Annotated in this window: 13 protein-coding genes; 5 read left to right on the forward strand and 8 right to left on the reverse strand. The window is 60.4% G+C overall.

Annotated elements, in window-relative coordinates:
• The 3 genes from M3087_RS12380 to M3087_RS12390 all read left to right on the forward strand — a co-directional run.
• The coding region (locus M3087_RS12380; RefSeq protein WP_249096193.1) for a hypothetical protein at window positions 1–192 on the forward strand (192 nt) is incomplete at its 5' end.
• Between the two features lie 13 nt (window positions 193–205).
• Window positions 206–598 carry a hypothetical protein gene (locus M3087_RS12385; protein ID WP_249096203.1) on the forward strand — a complete coding sequence of 131 codons (393 nt, stop codon included), beginning with the start codon at window positions 206–208 and terminating at the stop codon, window positions 596–598.
• 272 nt (window positions 599–870) lie between these two features.
• Window positions 871–2,367 carry an acetyl-CoA hydrolase/transferase family protein gene (locus M3087_RS12390; protein ID WP_249096205.1) on the forward strand — a complete coding sequence of 499 codons (1,497 nt, stop codon included), beginning with the start codon at window positions 871–873 and terminating at the stop codon, window positions 2,365–2,367.
• Between the two features lie 290 nt (window positions 2,368–2,657).
• Here M3087_RS12390 and M3087_RS12395 read toward each other — a convergent pair whose 3' ends face one another.
• The 5 genes from M3087_RS12395 to M3087_RS12415 form a co-directional block, all read right to left on the reverse strand.
• The gene (locus M3087_RS12395; protein ID WP_249096206.1) at window positions 2,658–4,016 is read right to left on the reverse strand and encodes a TlpA family protein disulfide reductase; all 1,359 of its coding nucleotides are present in this window, start codon (window positions 4,014–4,016) and stop codon (window positions 2,658–2,660) included.
• A 100-nt stretch (window positions 4,017–4,116) separates the two neighbouring features.
• Window positions 4,117–5,754 (reverse strand): PKD-like family lipoprotein, encoded by a 1,638-nt coding sequence (locus M3087_RS12400; RefSeq protein WP_249096209.1) that lies wholly within the window; start codon window positions 5,752–5,754, stop codon window positions 4,117–4,119.
• Window positions 5,755–5,759: 5 nt separating this feature from the next.
• Window positions 5,760–6,551, reverse strand: a complete 792-nt coding sequence (locus tag M3087_RS12405; RefSeq protein ID WP_249096210.1) for a hypothetical protein — start codon at window positions 6,549–6,551, stop codon at window positions 5,760–5,762.
• Window positions 6,552–6,570: 19 nt separating this feature from the next.
• Window positions 6,571–8,010, reverse strand: a complete 1,440-nt coding sequence (locus tag M3087_RS12410; protein ID WP_249096212.1) for a RagB/SusD family nutrient uptake outer membrane protein — start codon at window positions 8,008–8,010, stop codon at window positions 6,571–6,573.
• Window positions 8,011–8,025: 15 nt separating this feature from the next.
• Window positions 8,026–11,427 carry a SusC/RagA family TonB-linked outer membrane protein gene (locus M3087_RS12415; protein WP_106484103.1) on the reverse strand — a complete coding sequence of 1,134 codons (3,402 nt, stop codon included), beginning with the start codon at window positions 11,425–11,427 and terminating at the stop codon, window positions 8,026–8,028.
• 269 nt (window positions 11,428–11,696) lie between these two features.
• Here M3087_RS12415 and M3087_RS12420 point away from each other — a divergent pair, with 269 nt between their 5' ends.
• Window positions 11,697–13,133: a carbon starvation protein A gene (locus M3087_RS12420; protein ID WP_249096213.1), complete on the forward strand. Its 1,437-nt coding sequence runs from the start codon at window positions 11,697–11,699 to the stop codon at window positions 13,131–13,133.
• A gap of 4 nt (window positions 13,134–13,137) precedes the next feature.
• On the opposite strand, the gene M3087_RS14345 is transcribed toward M3087_RS12420, so the two are convergent.
• Both M3087_RS14345 and M3087_RS12435 read right to left on the reverse strand, forming a co-directional pair.
• A complete protein-coding gene (locus M3087_RS14345; RefSeq protein WP_262918983.1) occupies window positions 13,138–14,265 on the reverse strand; it encodes a FecR family protein in 1,128 nt (375 codons plus the stop codon).
• Between the two features lie 48 nt (window positions 14,266–14,313).
• Window positions 14,314–14,808: a sigma-70 family RNA polymerase sigma factor gene (locus M3087_RS12435; protein WP_249096214.1), complete on the reverse strand. Its 495-nt coding sequence runs from the start codon at window positions 14,806–14,808 to the stop codon at window positions 14,314–14,316.
• Between the two features lie 1,048 nt (window positions 14,809–15,856).
• Between M3087_RS12435 and argS the strand changes: the two genes are divergently transcribed.
• Entirely contained in the window at window positions 15,857–17,650 is a 1,794-nt protein-coding gene (gene argS / locus M3087_RS12440) for an arginine--tRNA ligase (RefSeq protein ID WP_249096215.1), read from the forward strand.
• A 172-nt stretch (window positions 17,651–17,822) separates the two neighbouring features.
• Here argS and M3087_RS12445 read toward each other — a convergent pair whose 3' ends face one another.
• Entirely contained in the window at window positions 17,823–18,671 is an 849-nt protein-coding gene (locus tag M3087_RS12445; protein WP_249096219.1) for a helix-turn-helix transcriptional regulator, read from the reverse strand.
• Between the last annotated feature and the right edge of the window lie 47 nt (window positions 18,672–18,718).

An 18,718-nucleotide genomic window follows, 5' to 3' on the forward strand; every position in this document is an offset into this window, starting at 1 on the left:
TGTTATGTCGCCCCTACATTCGCCGCCTCGTGGATTCATGCCCACGCCGAAGGGCAATTGTCCATTGTCAATTGTCCATTGTCAATTGAGGCATGGTTGGACCGTTTCCTGCATCTTTTCGAAGAAAATGTGCAGTATTCCTTTTGTTTCCCAAAAACAATACCTATCTTTGGACATCCAACAGTAATCTAAGGAGAGTTGAACCATGGAATTCATCCAAATTATCGTCATCTTCGCCATCATAGGCTTTGCGGTCGTACGTAACGTCCGCAAGGAGCTTGCCAAGGAACGGCGGCGCAATCCTGCCAAGCCGGTGGCGCAACCGGAGGTCTCTGTCCCCCGGCATGAAGAGGAGCGATGGGAGGCGGACGAGGCACCACCCGTCAGCCGTCCGCGGGTGAAGACCGGGAAGAAAAGCCCGCCGCCACCCCTGATACAACCTGCCGAAGCGGAAGCCGCGGCATCAGGTCCGCCACACGGACGCAGGCAGGTCCCACACCCGCAGAAGCGGACGCCGGGCAACGACATACGGCTCGGCTCACCCGAAGAAGCCAGGCGGGCGTTCATCTACTCGGAGATTTTTAATCGGAAATATTAATCTTATATATAAAGGTATAAGAGGGGACTAAGGGGATGAATCGACAAGCAGACTGTGAAACCAAAGCAAGCATCTATCATCAACCCTGTTTTCTTGCCGGCTCGTCCCCCACGCCTTTCCACCCGCCCCGGACGACGGACATGCTTCCCCGCCACTTTCCCCGCGGTATGCTCCACACGGAGCACCGACCCCTTCCCGAGAGAGAGACTTCCCCAGACATTTCGACTGATAAACTGTAAATCATAACCAACCAAAAAACACCTTTGACGCGTATGGGATACCACATCATCTCGGCAGCTGAGGCTGCCGCCCTTGTCAAAGACGGCGACACCATCGGACTGAGCGGGTTCACACCTGCCGGTACGCCGAAAGCCGTCACCCCCGAGATTGCAAAAATCGCCGAAGCGGAACACGCTGCCGGACGTCCGTTTAAAATCAATATCCTCACCGGCGCCTCCACGGGCGACTCGTGCGACGGAGTGCTCTCGCGTGCCAAGGCGATACGCTTCCGCGCCCCCTACACGACGAACCCCGACTTCCGCAAGGCGGTGAACAACGGCGAAATAGCCTACAACGACCTCCATCTCTCGCAGATGGCGCAACGCGTACGCTACAACTTCCTGGGACATGTCGACACTGCCATCATCGAGGCGTGCGACGTGACACCTGACGGGAAAATCTACCTCACCGCAGCCGTCGGCATCGCACCCACCGTGGCCCGCCTCGCCGACCGCATCATCGTCGAACTGAATGCCGCACACAGCAAGAACATGATCGGCATGCACGACGTCTATGAGCCGCAAGACCCGCCCTGCCGCCGCGCCATCGAGATTTACAAGCCGAGCGACCGCATCGGTGTGCCCTACGTGCAGGTGGACCCGGCGAAAATCGTGGGCATCGTCGAGGTGAACAAGCCGGACGAGGCACGTGCCTTCACCGCCCCCGACCCGGTGACCGACCGCATCGGGCAGAACGTAGCCGACTTCCTGGCTGCCGACATGCGTGCCGGACGCATCCCCGACACCTTCCTGCCGTTGCAGAGCGGTGTGGGCAACATCGCCAACGCCGTCCTCGGCGCGCTGGGACGCAACCCCGACATCCCCGCTTTCCAAATGTACACCGAGGTGTTGCAGGACTCCGTCGTCGGGCTCATCAAGCAGGGACGCGTGAAGTTCGGCAGTACGTGCTCGCTCAGTGTCACCAACGAGTGCCTGAACGACATCTACGGGAACATCGACTTCTTCCGTGACAAGCTGGTGCTCCGCCCCTCGGAAATCTCCAACAACCCGGAGGTCGTGCGCCGTCTGGGTCTGATCACCATCAACACCGCGCTGGAAGTGGACCTCTACGGCAACGTCAACTCGACGCATGTCTGCGGAACGAAGATGATGAACGGCATCGGCGGTTCGGGCGACTTCACCCGCAGCGCCTACCTGAGCATCTTTACCTGCCCGTCGGTGGCGAAGGAAGGCAAAATCAGCGCCATCGTCCCGATGGTTTCTCACCACGACCACAGCGAGCACTCCGTGAGCATCATCGTGACGGAGCAGGGTGTGGCGGACCTGCGTGGCAAGAGCCCGATGGAGCGTGCAGAGCTCATCATCGAGCACTGTGCCCACCCGTCGTACCGCGAGATGCTGTGGGACTATGTGAAGGGCAGTGCGAAGGGCCACACGAGCCACAGCCTGAGCGCAGCCTTCGCCATGCACGACACCTTCCTCCGCACGGGAGACATGCGCCTGACGAAGTGGGAAGAGTACATCAAGTAAGGACCTAAACCTTCCAGCTCCCGCACGCATCCCCCGGCGGACTTTCCTCCGGACGGACGGCGGAAGGGACTGATATATCATACACAAAAACATTTTAATGAAGAGGAGACAGCTTCATGGTTCGTCCATGCTGTCTCCTCTGTTTGTATATACCCCCTTCGTCCGGTTGTACGGACGGAACCGTCTCCGTCCGGCGTGTGTATGCACCCATCAGGCGACAATTGATAATTGCCTTTCGGCGTGTGTATGCACCCATCAGGCGATAATTGTCAATTTTCAATTGTCAATTGTCAATTGCCCAACAGGCCTTGCAGAGCCTCTTCCGCTTCAGGTTGCGAAGGACGCGGGGCGTAGGCGTCGGCGATGTTGAAGTCGCGGTCGATGAGCACGAAGCGCGGGATGTAGTGGATGCTCCAGCCCGTGCGGAGCGCCTCGTCGGTGCTGTTGTACTGCGGCAGCTGTTTGTCATGCGCCTTCAGGTAGGACAGCCACACCTCCCTTCCGGTGTCGGTCGAGATGGGGATGAACACCACGTCGGCATCCTTGAACCGGGTGGCGAGCTTCTCGAAGTGGGGCGACTCCTGGATGCACGGTCCGCACCACGTCGCCCAGAAGTCCAGGTAGAGCACCTTCCCGCGAAAGTCGGACAGGCGGTGTGCCTTGCCCTCGGTGTCGGTGAAGGAGAAGTCGATGGCGGGCTGCCCCTTCAGCAGGCGCGCTGCCTGGTCGAGCTTGGCGCGCAGCTCGTCGGCGAAGTCCGTGTGGGTGAGGCTGTCGGCAAAGGCTCGTGCAGCCTGCAACTGCGCTTCGTCGACCCGGTGCCGCAGCCGGTTCACCTGTCCGGCGGCGGCATAGAGCTCCCGGGCACGGGGGCTGAGCGTCACCTCGCCGGCGATGGCTTCAAGGGCGGGAGTGTAGGGCGTAGCGAGGCTGCCGAGGACATCGCGGACGACTGCCACGTCGAGCAGTTCGTCGTCAGTCAGTGTGCGGAGCAGCGGGACGAGGTCGGGCTTGAGCGTGGCATAGACGGAGTCCAGGCTCTCCGGCGTCATCTGCAGGTAGCCGCGCATGGCGGCATAGGAAGGATAGGACAGGAAGCTGTTGGCGACATCGGCTGTGATGCGTGCCCCTTCGAGCCGCTTGAAGGCGTCGGTGGCTCCCGTCAGTGTGTCGAGCTGGGTACGGCGGACGGCAGCCAGGCTGTCGACGAGGGCTTTCGTCCGGGCGAAGTCGGGGCGCAGGTTCGAGCCTCCCTCCAGGAAGGAGCCGCCCTTGGGGAAGAGCCGTCCCTTCATGTACGTGTTCACGGACGCTCCCTGCCCCGTGAACTCCGCCTGCCGGTTGTCCTGCGTGATGCGTAGGGTCAGGTCGTCGCCGGGTGTGAGGTAGAGCGTGTTGCGGCTGATGCTGTAGTACGTCGGCGCAGTCAGGGTAAGGACCGTGTCGAACCGTCCTTCCGCGTCGGTGTGCAGGATGATGTCCCGGCTGTCACCGACGAGGGATGCCGCCCCGTCATAGCGCATCGGCACGTCGGTCGTGCCCATGTCGACGAGTTGTCCCTGCAGGTGTACGGTGGTCGGTGCAGGTGCCGGCTGGCAGGCGGACGCCAGGAGGGCGGCTGCCGCGAGTGTGTGGATGAGGTGTTTCATACGTATGTCTTTGGGTGGTTGAGTCTTGTGATGGATGCGTCCGGAGGGCATGCGGGACAGGCGTGTCGCGTGTGCCCCGGCATGTCCCCGCGGACAGTGGTCAGATGAACGCGATGTCGGTGATGGGACCGAAGCCCGTGTGTACCTGCGTCGAGGGGTAGGTGTGGTCGCTGTCCACATTGCCCGCCGTGTTGAGCTGCAGGACGATGAGCTGGCCCTGTCCGTCGCCGGTGTTGACAGCCACGCCGAGGGTACGGCTGAAGGGGTGTCCGTAGGTGTCCGCTCCGTTGGTGTCGGCGTCGTTCTGGAACACGGAGTTGTGTGCCATCAGCAGGGCGGATATTTCAGCCGACGCGTCCTCGTGCTGGTAGATGACCGTGCTGTTGCCCGAGGTGAAGTCGAGCCGGTAGACCTTGTTGCCCACGGCGTAGAAGAGCAGGTTGCTGTACGTCGGTCCCGATGCCATGGGTGTCTGGTGGTCCACGCCTTCGGGGGTGGGGAAGTCATAGCGTCCGGAGACGGTCGCCACGTCAGAGTGCGTCAGCGAGTAGTAGCGCATGACGTAGATGTGCGACTGCCCGTCGGGCGACACGGTCCATGCGTAGGTGGAGTACTTCTGCCAGGGGGCGATGCCGCTGACCTCGTAGTGGTACCCGCCGACGAACTTGAGAATCTCCTCCTGCGGGTCGATGGCGTTCGGGTCTGCCACGTCCAGTCCGCTGCGGTAGGTTATGGGCACGATTTCCCCGCCATACATGTCCGCGCTGGGCGCATAGCCCGACCACGAGTCTCCCGTCTGGAGGTTGCAGTGGACGAAGCGGTGCCCGAGCTTGTCGAAGGCGATGGCGGTGTGCGGTCCGCCTGCCACCTGCTCGATGTAGTAGTCCCCCGAGAGGCTGACGGAGGGCAGCATCTCGAACATGACGGGCGAGTTGTTGTTGGCACGGAACACGTGTCCGTTGCTGCACATGGTCATGCCGTTCTGCGAGGCGGAGCACTGCATGTGGTCGAAGTCGACCAGTCCCAGCAGGTGTTCAGGCAGGAGGCTGCTCCAGTCCGCCATGAGGCTGAGCCCGTCGACCTGGTTGAGCAGCCCCGACTCCGACAGGTCGGTCGTCTGGACGTAGAGCTGCGAGGGCGCTTCATAGAGCCAGGTGTACTTCTGTGTGTTGTACTGGCGCGAGTAGAGGCGGACGGGCCGTCCGGTGAAGGAGGCTCCGCTCTCCTGGGTGTAGGCGTCCGGGGTGATGAAGATTTCCCCGTTGGCATACTCGACCGAGCCCAGTTCGGCGTGTCCGTCGGTCTCGTGGAGCACGATCCAGGAGTCGGTGAAGGGCTTGAAGATGACCAGTTCCGTCGGTCGCATGACGGTGATGCCCCGTCGGTTGTCCTTCACGTAGAGGCGGAAGTAGTAGTTGTAGCTGAAGTCCTCCGACTCGGGGTCGATGGTCACGGTGAGCGCCTCCTCGCGGGAGATGGTGTCCTGCGGGAGCGACATGGGTGCGGAGCCTTGCGTCCAGGCGTATTCGAGGTACGACTTGTCGCCGTCGGGCGTGGTGATGTCGGGCGTGATGGTGTAGGTGAACGCCTCCTTGTCCATGCGGACGTTGAAAGCCTCGTCGAGGCTGACGCTGATGTCTTCGAGCGTGTCGTCGTAGGTGTAGTTGCCTTCGTCTTCATAGCATCCCGCGCAGAGGGTCGCGGCGGCGATGCAGAGTGCATATCTGATGGTCTTCATAGGCGTTAGTTGTTAGGGAATGATACCGGTGTGCCGTCGGCTTCGGCGAGGGGTGTGTCGTGTGTGCTGTTCCACTCGTCGAGGGCGGAGGTGAGGATGCTCATGTAACGTCCGAAGCCGTAGGACGGCATCATCTGTGTGAGGTTGTAGATGGTCTTGACGTTGTCGGCGCTGTAGCCTGCCTCGCCCATGGCGACGAGGATGAAGCGCGCCTTGACGGGTCCGAACGTGCCCAGTGTGGCGGCGTAGTAGCTGTTCCACTCGTCTGCGTTATCGACGTACATGGACTCCCAGTCCGTCTCGTCGGTGAGGATGAGGGTGTACTGCTGACGTTCCTTCGTGCCGGGCACGACGTCGGAGTTCTCATAGTCGAAGGTGAGGATGGCGCGGTACTCGGTGTCCGCCACTTCGGGCTTGCGGATACCCAAGGTGATGGTGCGCCGGTATTCGCCCGCGGCGATGGCGGAGTCTCCGGGCAGGACGACATCGGCGAGGGGGTATCCCTCAGCCTCGACGACCCGCAGGCGTACGTTGACCGGGTGGTCGGGGATGATGCCTTCGAGCTGCACGCAGACCTTCGTCGTGGTGTCGGTGAATGCCATCCCCTTGGCAGCATAGTAGTTGTAGAAGTTGACCTTCGTGGTCAGGTTCTGGTAGTTGTCTACCGGTTGTCCGTAGCTGTCCCAGGCGAGGAAGTTGATGCCCAGGGCGTCGCTGTAGGGCGCGATTTCCTCCTCGTTGCAGGCGGGCAGGAGCGCCGTCAGGCAGAGGAGCAGGATGTATGTGAGCTTCTTCATAATCGTTAGCGTATGGTGGTTAGTAGATGTTGCCCAGGGCTATCTCGTCGTCGGGCAGCGGGAAACGGTAGTGCCCCTCGGTCATGTTGGCAATGGGGCAGCCGAGGAAGGTGTTGTAGCCCAGCCGCTTGTAGAAGAACCAGAGCTGTCCCTCGGCATAGAACTCCTTGCGGTACTCCTTCTCGATGGCCTGCATGCGCTCGGTGTCGTTGCGGAAGGTCTCCAGGGCGTCGACGCCGCGCATGGTGCGCACGGTGGAGATGAGGCTGGTCGCCTCGCCGAGGTCGTCCGTGCACTCGGCAAGGATGTAGTACATCTCCGGCAGGCGGATGAGGGGGATGTTGTTCTCCAGGGCAAAGGAGAAGAGCTGGTTCTGATTGTACTTCAGCGTGTAGGCGCCGTTGGCGTTGATGCTGAAGCCCATGCCCTCCTTCATGCGCATGTCGTTCTGTCCGTCGGTCTCGACGTCGAAGATGTCGTACAGGAAATTGACGTCAGTGATGATGTAGTAGTTCCACATGGTGATGGCGAACTCGCTCTCGATGCGGTCGGCAAAGGTGTTGGAGTCCATGTTGATGGCGAACATCAGCTCGGTGGAGCATATCTTGTCCTGTGTGTTATCGGATATCAGGGTGAACATGTCCCCTCCCTCGGGCTTCTGCGCGTCGATGACCTCCCGTGCGTAGCGGGCGGCATTGGTCTTGTCGCCTTTCCACAGGTAGGCGCGGGCGAGCTCTCCCTTGACGGCATACTTGTTCATGCGGTTGAAGCGGTAGTTGAGGAAGGGGTCGATGCTGGTGTCCTCGCCGTGTGTGGGGAAGGAGATGTTCATCGGGTCGTTCTCCAGCAGGGCCTCCGCCTCATGCAGGCAGTCGATGATGCTGTCGATGACCTCCGTTGCCGGCAACAGCTTGGCGACGTTGCGGTCGAACTGCGTGCGGTAGGGGAGCGAGGGCGACGAGGCGTTGTCGCGGTAGATGGGCCCGTACATGCGCAGCAGGTCGAAGTAGATGAATGAGCGCAGTCCGAGCGCTTCGCCCTTGATGAGGTCGTGATAGCCGTCGGTGACGATGACGTCGCCCCTGCTCTCAATGTTCGCCAGCAGGTTGTTGATGTTGGCGATGGTGTTGTAGCCCTCCGTCCAGAAGTCGTTGATGTAGGTCTCCGTACGCGTCGACGGGTAGGTGTACCACGTGTCCTCGTAGTAGTCCGCCAGTTCGTTACCGTCCGAGAGATAGTTCTGTGCGAGTTGCGAGAGGAAGCCGTAGGTCAGTTCCCGTCCGTAGAGTTGTGTCTCGCTCATCTTGATGTAGATTCCCGTGAGGGCTTCCTTGAAACCCTGTTCGTTCTTGAAGAGGTCCTCTTCCTCCACGTTCGTCTTAGGCTTGACGTCCAGCCAGTCGCTGCATGAGGTGCAGAGCGCCAGCAGGCAGGCTGCGAGGTAGTATAGTTTTCTCATTGTTTGCACGTTGTGTTAGAAGGTTAAGTTGAGTGACATGGATATTTGGCGCGACATCGGGTACTCGATGCCCCGCTCCTGCCGGATGGTCGACCAGTGGAAGAGGTCCTCCATGTAGAGTCCCACGCTGGCACTGCTCAAGCCGAGTCGCTTAATCCACGGAGTGTAGCGCTGCTCGAAGCGGTACTGTATGTTGATGGTGTTGAGCACCAGCTCGTTCTGGTCCATGAGGAAGCGGGTGCTTGCCTTCGTCTGCGAGCCGTTGACGTCCTGCGTCACTGCCTTGAAGACGGCAAGGTCGCCCACGTTCTGCCAGCGGTCGGTGTAGGCGCGGCGGTCGACATTGTAGCGCAGGTCGGCGTTCTCCACCTTGTCCACGAGGGTCTTGTTGTAGTACTGTCCGCCGTAGCGGTACTGTGCGGCGACGTTCACGCTGAGCCCCTTCCAGTTGAAGTTGAGGCTCATGGTGCCCTGCAGGTCCGGTTCGGTGTCACCCACGGGGACCTGGTCGGCGGCGTTCCACTCGCTGGTGCGCTCGCCATCGCGTGTCAGGAAGATTTCGCGTCCGGTAATCGGGTCTATGCCCAGAGAGCGGACCGCCCATATCATGGACTGCGAGTAGCCCTCCTCGTAGCGCGGCAGGGGGCGCGACAGCTTGTTGGGGTTGTCGGGGTCCTCCTGCATCTGCTCCTCGTTGCGGGCACGAAGGGCGTTGGAAATCTTCTTGATGGTGTTCTTGTTGTGGCTTCCGTTGACCACGAAGCTCAGGTTCATCTGCTGTGCCACGTTGTAGTAGGGCATCCAGCGCAGGGTAAACTCGTAACCTTCGTTCGAGATGTTGCCCACGTTGTCCTTGATGGTGTTGAAGCCGATGGAGGGTGCGAGCGAATAGTCGAGCACGGTGTTCTCCGTCAGCTTGTAGTAGTACTCGAAGCGTCCGCTCAGCCGGTTGTTGAAGAGGGTGAAGTCCAGACCCACGTTCCACGAATCGGTCGTCTGCCACTTCAGGTCCGGGTTGCCCATGCCGTAGAGCAGCGTACCCACCACGTCGGAGCTCTGGTAGATGCGCATGGAGTTGGAGTAGTTGTACATCTGCAGTGCCTGGTAAGCCTGGAAGCCCTGTTCGCCCGTCACACCGTAGGTGGCGCGCAGCACCAGTTCGTCGACGAAGCCCAGGCGGTGTATCCAGCTCTCCTTGTCGGCGTTCCAGCGGAGACCTGCCGACCAGAACGGGGCGTAGCGGTTGTTCCGTCCAAACTCCGAAGAGGCGTCCATACGCCCGTTCACGTCGACGGCGTACTTCTGGTCATAGGTGTAGCTCAGCGTCGCCACGCCGCCGAAGGAGCGGGTGGTGTTCTCACTGCCTTCGTTCTGCTGCACCTTCGCACCGAGGAACACCTCGTCCATGTTGTCGTTGGGGAAGCCGGTGGCATAGGCGCCGGCGCTGTGGTCCTTGGTCTCCTTGATGTTGTAGCGGAAGAAGGTGGCGAGTACGTGCCTGTTCTGCCATACCTTGTTATAGCTGGCTGTGAAGGCGAGGTCCCAGTCGAGCGACGTGGCGTTCGTCCAGCGATAGGAGCCGCGCTCCTCCAGGTCGGTCACCTCGATGAAGTCGGTGTGGTTGGCGGACTTGAAGATGTCGGTGTCCGACGTGGTCTTCGTCACCGTGAGGTCCATGGCGAGGCGCAGGTTCTGCAGGGGCGAGTACTCGGCACGGAAGGCGTCGCGCACCTCGAATGCCACGTTGCGGTCGATGGAGTTGTAGAGCGTGTTGTACATGGGGTTCCCCACGGTCATGCCGGCGGAGTTGATGCCACTCTCGTCATAGACTGCCTGTTCCAGGTATTGCTGGATTTGCCCGTGCTCGTCGCGAATGCGGTAGTAGGGGTTCAGGCGCGCGTACTGGTCGAAGGTGCCGTAGGGCGACGTCCGGTCCGAGGTGGTATAGTCCACGTAGGCGATGTTGCTGATGAGCAGCCCCTTGTAGCGGTAGCGGATGTCGACACTGACGCTCTTGCCGTTCACGCCCGTGCCGCGCATGATGCCCGGGGCGTCGTTCAGTCCGGCGTATATCTTGTAGCGCAGCTCCTGCGTTCCGCCTTCCAGGTTGATGCCGTGGCGGTGTGCGAAGACGGTCTCCAGCGGCTGGGAGAGCCAGTAGGTGTCCACGCCACGCTGCACCTCCAGGTACTTGCGCCGGTACACGTCGTAGCGGTTCTCCACGTTGGTGATGGTCCCGCTCTCGTCATAGTAGCCCGCGCGCCGTTCCAGCTCCAGCTTCTCGGCGGCATTGAGCAGGTGGTAGTCTGTCAGGTCGGGATACTCCACCTTGTAGTTGCCGTTGTAGGTCACGCGCAAGCGTCCCGCCTCGGGTGCCTTCGTCTCGACAACCACGACACCGTTGGACGCCTGTGAACCGTAGATGGCCATGGCGGCGGCGTCCTTCAGGAGCGTCACGCTCTCAATCTGTGCCGGGTCGAGGTCCATGATTTTCGTCACACCGACGTCGATAATGCCGTCGAGCACGAACAGCGGCTGGTTCGGGCGCGTGTCGATGTCGCCACGCATGATGACCGTCTCGTCGGTCGAATAGTCGCCCATGCTCGACTGTCCGCGCATGGTGAAGTCGGGCACGGAGCTAGGATTGGAGCCCGAGAGCATGTTGTCCCCCATGCGGAAGCCCGGGTCAAGCATCGTGATGGCGTTGAGTATGTTGCCCGACGAGAGGTTGCGTATCTCGTCGCCCGTCATGCGGTTGGCAGAGCCGGTGAAGCCCTCCTTCTTACGTTCGAAGATACCCGTGACGACCACCTCGTCCACCGTCTGCGCATCCTCCTCCAGGGTGACGCTCAGCGGACGTCCCTTGAAGGCGACCGTCTTGCTCTTCATACCGATGAACGAGAAGGCGAACGACCGCACGTCCTTCCCCGCGGGGAGGTTGATGGCGAACGTTCCGTCGGCGCTGGTGATGCCCTTCAGGCTTCCGTCGTCCGAGACCACCGACACACCCGGGATGGGGTTCCCCCCGACGTCGCTCACCTTTCCCGTGGCAGACCGTGCGGCGCCGGTGCTCCCCGTCTGTCGGGCAGGCACCACGGTGATGTAGCTCCCCTCCAGGCGGTAGGTCAGCGGATGCCCTGCGATGAGTGCGTCCATGATGTCGCTCACGGGACTGTCTTTCACCGACACCGTGGCACGGTAGGACTGCACGTCCTCATAGGTGAACAGGATTTTGTAGCCGGACGCCTGTTCCAGTTTCCGGAAAGCCGATGCCAGGCTTTCATTCGTACACTCGAAGGAGAGCCGCTCCTTCAAGGTGCCCTGTGCCGAGGTGGGAAGGCTGACGCAAAGCGCGAGCACCACCATCAGGCACCATTTTACTCTCTGATGCAGTTGTTGCTTAAGTAGCTGTTCCATGCATGATTCGTGTTAAGTTAATAAATATTCGCGCTGTTTAACCTCTATACGTACACACCTGGGAAATGGGTACTGCAAAAGTGAAGAAATTTGAAAGAAAATTGAAGTTTGTGCCCCGGCAGGCCCGAAAGAATGTCCGTCAGCCCTTCCGCTGAAACAAAAAAACACCTACATTTGCGCCGGAATGACAATCCGGAACCTGTACCGCCTCTCCGGCGTCAGACTATTAGAGAGATGAACCTGTATACGAATAAAAAGAAAGACACACTATGCTGAGCTTTACACTTTGCCTGCTGGCACTCATCGCCGGCTACTTCCTCTACGGCCGCCTCATGGAGCGCCTCTTCGGTCCCGACGACCGCCCGACACCCGCCCTGACCAAAGCCGACGGCGTGGACTTCATCGCGTTGCCGACGTGGAAGATTTTCATGATTCAGTTCTTGAACATTGCGGGCCTCGGACCCATCTTCGGCGCCATCATGGGCGCCAAGTTCGGCACCGCATCCTTCCTCTGGATTGTCCTCGGAAGCATCTTCGCCGGCGCCGTGCACGACTACCTCTCCGGCATGCTCTCGCTCCGTCACGGCGGGGAAAGCCTGCCCGACATCATCGGGCGCTACCTGGGTCGGACGACCGAACAGGTCATGCGCGTCTTCTCCATCATCCTGATGATTCTCGTGGGAGCCGTCTTCGTCGCCGGTCCCGCGGGCCTGCTCGCCAAGCTGACGCCCGACGCGCTCGACACGACCTTCTGGATTGTCGTTGTCTTCCTGTACTATATCCTCGCCACGATGCTCCCCATCGACAAGATTATCGGCAAGATTTATCCGCTCTTTGCCGTCGCACTGCTCTTCATGGCTGTCAGCATCCTCGTGATGCTCTACGTCCATCACCCTGCGTTGCCCGAGCTCTGGCACGGGCTGGAGAACACCCACCCCGACGCCGACACGCTGCCCATCTTCCCCATCATGTTCGTCAGCATCGCCTGCGGAGCCATCAGCGGGTTCCACGCCACGCAGAGTCCCCTCATGGCACGCTGCATGACCAGCGAACGCCACGGGCGCCCCGTCTTCTACGGTGCGATGATAGCCGAGGGCATCGTCGCCCTCATCTGGGCGGCGGCAGCCACCTGCTTCTTCCAGGACCATGGGATGGGAGAGACCAACGCCGCCGTCATCGTCGATGCCCTGACGAAGGACTGGCTTGGCACCGTGGGCGCCGTGCTGGCGGTCATCGGCGTCATTGCCGCCCCCATCACCAGCGGCGACACTGCCTTCCGCTCGGCGCGGCTCATCGTGGCGGACTTCCTCGGCATAGAGCAACGCACCATCCGACGCCGCCTCTACATCTGCATCCCCATGTTCACCCTGGCGGTGGGGCTGCTCATCTACAGCCTGCGCGACGCCGAGGGCTTCAACATCATCTGGCGCTACTTTGCCTGGGCGAACCAGACCCTGTCCATCTTCACGCTCTGGGCGGTGACCGTCTACCTGGTGCGCGAGCGGCGGAAGCCTGCCTTCCTTGTCACGTTCTTCCCCGCCCTCTTCATGACGGCGGTCTGCACGACCTACATCTGCATCGCGCCCGAGGGCTTCGGCATCCCCGTCAGTGCCACGGGCGTCGTCGCCATCCTCTCCGTCATCGGCGCCACCCTGTGGTTCTGCCTCTGGTACCGGAAGGCAGGGCGCCGTCCGCTGCAGCCCTGAGTCGTCAGCGGAGCACGATGCGGTTCCCCTCCAGGACCGCTGTCAGGCGTTGCAGTCCGTTGAGGCGCTTCAACGCCTCCTCCAGCGTGCCCCTGCGGTCGGCGACGTAGTGCAGGTGGAAGTCGAGCAGCTCCGGGTCGGCATTCACCTCGATGTCCACGTTGTACCACCGTCCCAGTCCGCGGAGTATCTCCTCCAGCGACGCGTGGTCGAAGTAGAAGTAGCCCTCCTTCCACTGCGTGCGTGCATAGGGGTCGACGTTATGCAGCTCCGACGAGCCGTCCGGCTTCAGCGTGAACTCCTGCCCCGGCTGCAGGTTCACTTCCTCCCGTCCGTCCGGGTCCTGCACCACCACGCTGCCCCGGACGAGGGTCACGTGTGAGGGCGCGTCGGTGTAAGCCTGGAGGTTGAACTCCGTGCCCAGCACGCGCGTGCTGAACTGCGTCGTTTCGACCACGAAGGGGTGACGTTCGTCGCGCGCCACGCGGAAGTAGGCTTCCCCCTCCACCCGGACGCGCCGTTCGCCGCCCGTGAACCGCGAGGGGTAGTGCAGGCAGCTCTCGGCGTTCACCCACACTTCCGTGCCGTCCGCCAGCACGAGGTGGAAGTCCTTGCCGCGGGGGACGGTCAGGGTCTGCATCTCCACACGTTCCACCTCCCGGTAGTCCGCCACGCGCCCGTCCGTCCGTATGCCCTGTTCCTCCAGCGCCTCAGCCGCCTGCGGCTTGTCCAGCTCCCAGACCGTCCCGTTGTCTGCCGACAGGGTCACGCCCCGCTCGTCGTGCACGGCAGTGAACATCAGCACCGCCTGCCCGTCGGTCTGCGGACGGGTGAAGAACACCCAGAGCAGCACGGCGAGGCATGCCGCCATGCCCGTCCATCCGCCCCACACGAGGAATCCGTTGCGCCGCCGCCGGTGCCGTCCATCCGTCCGTCGGCGGAAGTCCTCCCACGCGCGGTCAGTGTCGGGCGCCGCGTGCAGCCTCCGTGCGAAGACCCCGTTGCAGTCGTGCACCGCCTGGCGCAGGCGTTCCAGCTCCTTCTCGTCAGCAGGTCTGCCGACGTCGCCGGCTGTGTCCGCGTCCTCCAGCCAGTCGAGCCACTCGTCGCTATGTTTGTCGTTTGTTTCCATTGTCAGGTTCTTTACAATCCTATACGTGTGAGCCTCCGGTTCAGGTACTCACTTTAACATAAATTCGTCTCTCAGGTTTCTCAGCGCCGTGGTGATGTGCCGTTTGACGCCGTCCGTGGTGATGCCCAGGATGGCAGCCACCTCCCGGTAGGACTTCTTGTGGAAGAAGCACTGTTCCAGGACGAAGCGCCGTTGTGGCGGCATCTCGCTGATGACCCTGTCGACCCGTTGCAGCCGTTCCTCCAGCTCGCGGTCCGTCCCGAGCAGTCCCTCCCGGACGTCGGTGGCATAGAACAGGACGTAGCGTTGCTTCACCGACCTACGGCGCAGGTGGTCCACGCACCGGTTCTTGACGCAGGCATAGAGGTACGCCATCCGTCCGTCGGGGCGCACGGAGTCATAGTCGTGCCACAGCGTCTCGAACACGTCGCTCACGATGTCCTTACAGACCTCGGTGTCGTCGACAAACGTCAGTGCGTAGTAGTAGAGTCGGGTGTAGTTGCTCTTGAACAGGTATTCAAATTCTTTGTCATTCTTCGTCATCGTTCTACACGTCTAGAGTTTCATCGTTCAAAGGGTTTGAGTGTTTATGCGGCGGCAAATTTACATGATATTATTTTATAATTGACAACGATTTAATTGACAATTGATAATTGACAATTGACAATTGCCCTGCGATGTGGGAACGGTCCACCAACGGAATAATTGTCCATTGTCAATTGTCAATTGACAATTGGAAAGCGGTTGTATCAATTTGTCAAAATGTCAAATGAACCGCCTGAGAATGCCCGCGGTTGCACCAAAATACGGATTGGTGACCGGGAAGGCCTTTCTCGCGCGATTCGCGAAATACACATTGACGGGGTTTCCGTCGGTTCCCTTTCTTCCTGTTCCATTTTCCTGTCTGTCCGTTCCCTTCCGTCGGTCTTTTCACACGGAAGGATGCAAAATCACACATCGGGAATCGTGCCCCTTCGGGCTCTAAAAAATGGGGACAGGTGGGTGTTTTCGTACGGACGAACGACTACGACGGTGCGGACACGTCGGTACGACGGTAGTCGTTCGTCCGTACGAAGCCAGTCATAGGTGCTTTCGACCGTGAAAAGGAGGGCGAAGGATGCTTTTTCTACGTTAGAAACGGTGTAATTATGTGAATAATGGTTTATTTCAATGCGTTCTGAGGGATGTATCTTAAAATATTTAACGCGTGTTTTTCTAATTGGGACGATTTTGCGAAAATGTGCGTTACCTGAAAACGGCAAATCGGGAAAATGTGATGTTAAAACCGGACTTTCAATTGACAATTGACAATTGATAATTGACAGTGGACAATTATCGCCTTGTAGACACATCCCCCACGCCGCACGGCAATTGTCCATTGTCCATTGTCCATTGTCAATTGTGTTATGTCGCCCCTACATTCACCGCCTGATGGATTCAGGCATACGCCGAAGGGCAATTGTCAATTGTTCCTTGTCAATTGTCAATTGATAAAGGTCGCCCCTACATTCGCCGCCTTGTGGTATTGTTTTTTCTTCCTATCTTTGCCGCCGATAAGGAAGTAACTAAGCAACTAAGCATTCAATACGTTATGAAGATTGAAGACAAAATAGGGGCTTCGGTCATCGAGGCCATCCATGCACTCTACGGGCAGGAAGTGTCCCCTGCGCAGGTGCAGCTGCAGAAGACAAAGAAAGAGTTTGAGGGGCATCTCACCCTCGTAGTGTTCCCCTTCCTGAAGATTTCTCGCAAGGCGCCCGAAGCGACGGCACAGGAGATTGGCGCGTACCTGAAGGAGCACGAGCCTGCCGTGGCGGCATTCAACGTCATCAAGGGCTTCCTGAACCTGACCGTGGCGTCGGCATGCTGGGTCGAGCTGCTCGACGGCATCCACGCGGACGCCCGTTACGGACTGACGGACGCGACCGACCGCTCGCCGCTGGTCATGATCGAGTACTCGTCGCCGAACACCAACAAACCCCTTCACCTGGGGCACGTCCGCAACAACCTGCTGGGCAATGCGCTGGCGAACATCCTCGCCGCCAATGGCAACCGGGTGGTAAAGACCAACATCGTCAACGACCGCGGCATACACATCTGCAAGTCGATGCTTGCCTGGCTGAAGTACGGCAACGGCGAGACGCCCGAGTCGTCCGGTAAGAAAGGCGACCACCTCGTGGGCGACTACTACGTGGCGTTCGACAAGCACTACAAGGCGGAAGTGGCTGAGCTGATGGAGAAGGGCATGACCAAGGAGGAAGCCGAGGCGGCATCCCCTCTGATGAAGGAGGCACGCGAGATGCTCGTGAAGTGGGAGGCCGGAGACCCGGAGGTGCGCGCCCTGTGGAAGCGCATGAACAGCTGGGTGTACGCCGGCTTCGACGAGACGTACCGCATGATGGGCGTCGGCTTTGACAAGATATACTACGAGTCGGAGACCTACCTGGAGGGCAAGGAGAAGGTGCTCGAAGGGCTGGAGAAGGGGCTCTTCTACCGCAAGGAGGACGGCTCCGTGTGGGCGGACCTGACGCCCGAAGGGCTGGACCAGAAGCTGCTGCTGCGTGCCGACGGGACGTCGGTCTACATGACCCAGGACATCGGCACGGCGAAGCTGCGCTTCCGCGACTATCCCATCGACAAGATGATTTACGTCGTGGGCAACGAGCAGAACTACCACTTCCAGGTGCTGTCCATCCTGCTCGACAAGCTGGGCTTCGAGTGGGGCAAGGGCCTCGTGCACTTCTCCTACGGCATGGTCGAGCTGCCCGAGGGCAAGATGAAGAGCCGCGAGGGTACGGTGGTCGACGCCGACGACCTGATGGCAGAGATGATAGCCACCGCCCGCGAGACGTCCACCGAGCTGGGCAAGCTCGACGGGGTGTCGCGTGAAGAGGCCGACGACACCGCCCGCATCGTCGGGTTGGGTGCGCTGAAGTACTTCATCCTCAAGGTGGACGCACGAAAGAACATGACCTTCAACCCGAAGGAGTCCATCGACTTCAACGGCAACACGGGTCCCTTCATACAATATACGTACGCGCGCATCCGCTCCATCCTGCGCAAGGCCGCGGAGGCAGGACTGACCGTCCCCGCCCGTCTGCCGGAGAACGTGGAGCTGAGCGAGAAGGAGGAAGGGCTGATACAGCTCCTGGCGGACTTTGCCGGCGTGGTGCGCCAGGCAGGGACCGACTACAACCCCTCAATCATAGCCAACTACTGCTATGACCTGGTGAAGGAGTACAACCAGTTCTACCACGACTTCAGCATCCTGCGCGAGGAGAACGAGAACCTGAAGCTCTTCCGCCTCGCCCTGTCCGAGAACGTGGGCAAGATTGTCCGCCTGGGCATGGGACTGCTGGGCATCGAGGTCCCCGAACGGATGTAAGCAGGGGCGGACGTCCCAGACGGATACGAATGGACAACTGACAAGGCATTCTCACGCCGGCACGTCGTCGTGTGCCGGGGGTCGGCAGCAGCCGGTTTCCCCACACGGACGGTAGCCGGCAGGGGTGGCTTGCCGGTTGTCCATTTTTCATGGGCGGACGCCGCGTCCGTCCTCAGGAGTTCCGGTACGTCTGCGGCGTCATGCCGGTGTGTTCGCGGAAGAAGCGGTTGAAGTGGGAGGGGTTGACGAAGCCCAGCTCGAAGGCAATCTCCTTGACCGGCTTGCGGCTCGTGGAGAGCAGTTCCTTGGCGTTCATGATCAGGAAGTTGTTGATGAGCGAGAGGGCGGTGCGTCCCGAGGCACGCTTGATGGCGGAACAGAAGTGCGGGAGGGTCACTCCGCACGCCGAGGCGTAGAAGGCGACGGTGTGCTCCCGGGCGTAGTGGTGCAGCAGCAGGACGACGAACTCGCGACAAATCTCCTGGTCGCGCGTCAGCTCCCCGTCCCAGCGTGGCACATAGTGGTGGTACAGGCGCAGGCAGGTCTGCAGCGACAGCGAGAGCAGCGGGGTGAGCACCTCGCGGTCGTTCTCGATGCGGCCGATGGCGGCAGTGCGCATCAGCAGACGGTAGGCCTGCTCGTAGAGCCGTGTGATGCGCGGAGGCAAGCTGAGCGCGGGGTGCTGGAGGATGGAGTGGAAGTCGTCGACGACCAGCTTGAGGTAGTTCGACCGTGCCATGAACTCCGACGAGAAGCCGACCACGTAGAGATGGATGTCGCTGCTGATGGACTCGACCTGGATGAAGCTGCCCGGCAGCAGGGTGATAAAGGACCCCGTGCGGATGGTCAGGTGGGTCAGGTTCACGGTGGCGCGGACCTCGCCCCGGGTGCACAGGATGAAGAGGCACGCCTTTATCTTGCACGGGAAGCGGGCGTAGTTCTGGAGCAGTGCGACGGGTATTTCGTCGGTGACGATAAAGTCGATGGGGAGGTCGAATTTGGGGAGTTCGTGGTTGGTCATGGGTCGTAATCTTAAGAATGGGACACAGAATCGGAATAATGTGGCTT

It is taken from the genome of Mediterranea sp. ET5 (assembly GCF_023337025.1).
Taxonomy (GTDB): domain Bacteria; phylum Bacteroidota; class Bacteroidia; order Bacteroidales; family Bacteroidaceae; genus Phocaeicola_A.

Coding starts and splice junctions, on each gene's coding strand:
- M3087_RS12385 (WP_249096203.1), top strand. CDS start 206: ATGGAATTCATCCAAATTATCGTCATCTTCGCCATCATAGGCTTTGCG.
- M3087_RS12390 (WP_249096205.1), top strand. CDS start 871: ATGGGATACCACATCATCTCGGCAGCTGAGGCTGCCGCCCTTGTCAAA.
- M3087_RS12395 (WP_249096206.1), bottom strand. CDS start 4,016: ATGAAACACCTCATCCACACACTCGCGGCAGCCGCCCTCCTGGCGTCC.
- M3087_RS12400 (WP_249096209.1), bottom strand. CDS start 5,754: ATGAAGACCATCAGATATGCACTCTGCATCGCCGCCGCGACCCTCTGC.
- M3087_RS12405 (WP_249096210.1), bottom strand. CDS start 6,551: ATGAAGAAGCTCACATACATCCTGCTCCTCTGCCTGACGGCGCTCCTG.
- M3087_RS12410 (WP_249096212.1), bottom strand. CDS start 8,010: ATGAGAAAACTATACTACCTCGCAGCCTGCCTGCTGGCGCTCTGCACC.
- M3087_RS12415 (WP_106484103.1), bottom strand. CDS start 11,427: ATGGAACAGCTACTTAAGCAACAACTGCATCAGAGAGTAAAATGGTGC.
- M3087_RS12420 (WP_249096213.1), top strand. CDS start 11,697: ATGCTGAGCTTTACACTTTGCCTGCTGGCACTCATCGCCGGCTACTTC.
- M3087_RS14345 (WP_262918983.1), bottom strand. CDS start 14,265: ATGGAAACAAACGACAAACATAGCGACGAGTGGCTCGACTGGCTGGAG.
- M3087_RS12435 (WP_249096214.1), bottom strand. CDS start 14,808: ATGACGAAGAATGACAAAGAATTTGAATACCTGTTCAAGAGCAACTAC.
- argS (WP_249096215.1), top strand. CDS start 15,857: ATGAAGATTGAAGACAAAATAGGGGCTTCGGTCATCGAGGCCATCCAT.
- M3087_RS12445 (WP_249096219.1), bottom strand. CDS start 18,671: ATGACCAACCACGAACTCCCCAAATTCGACCTCCCCATCGACTTTATC.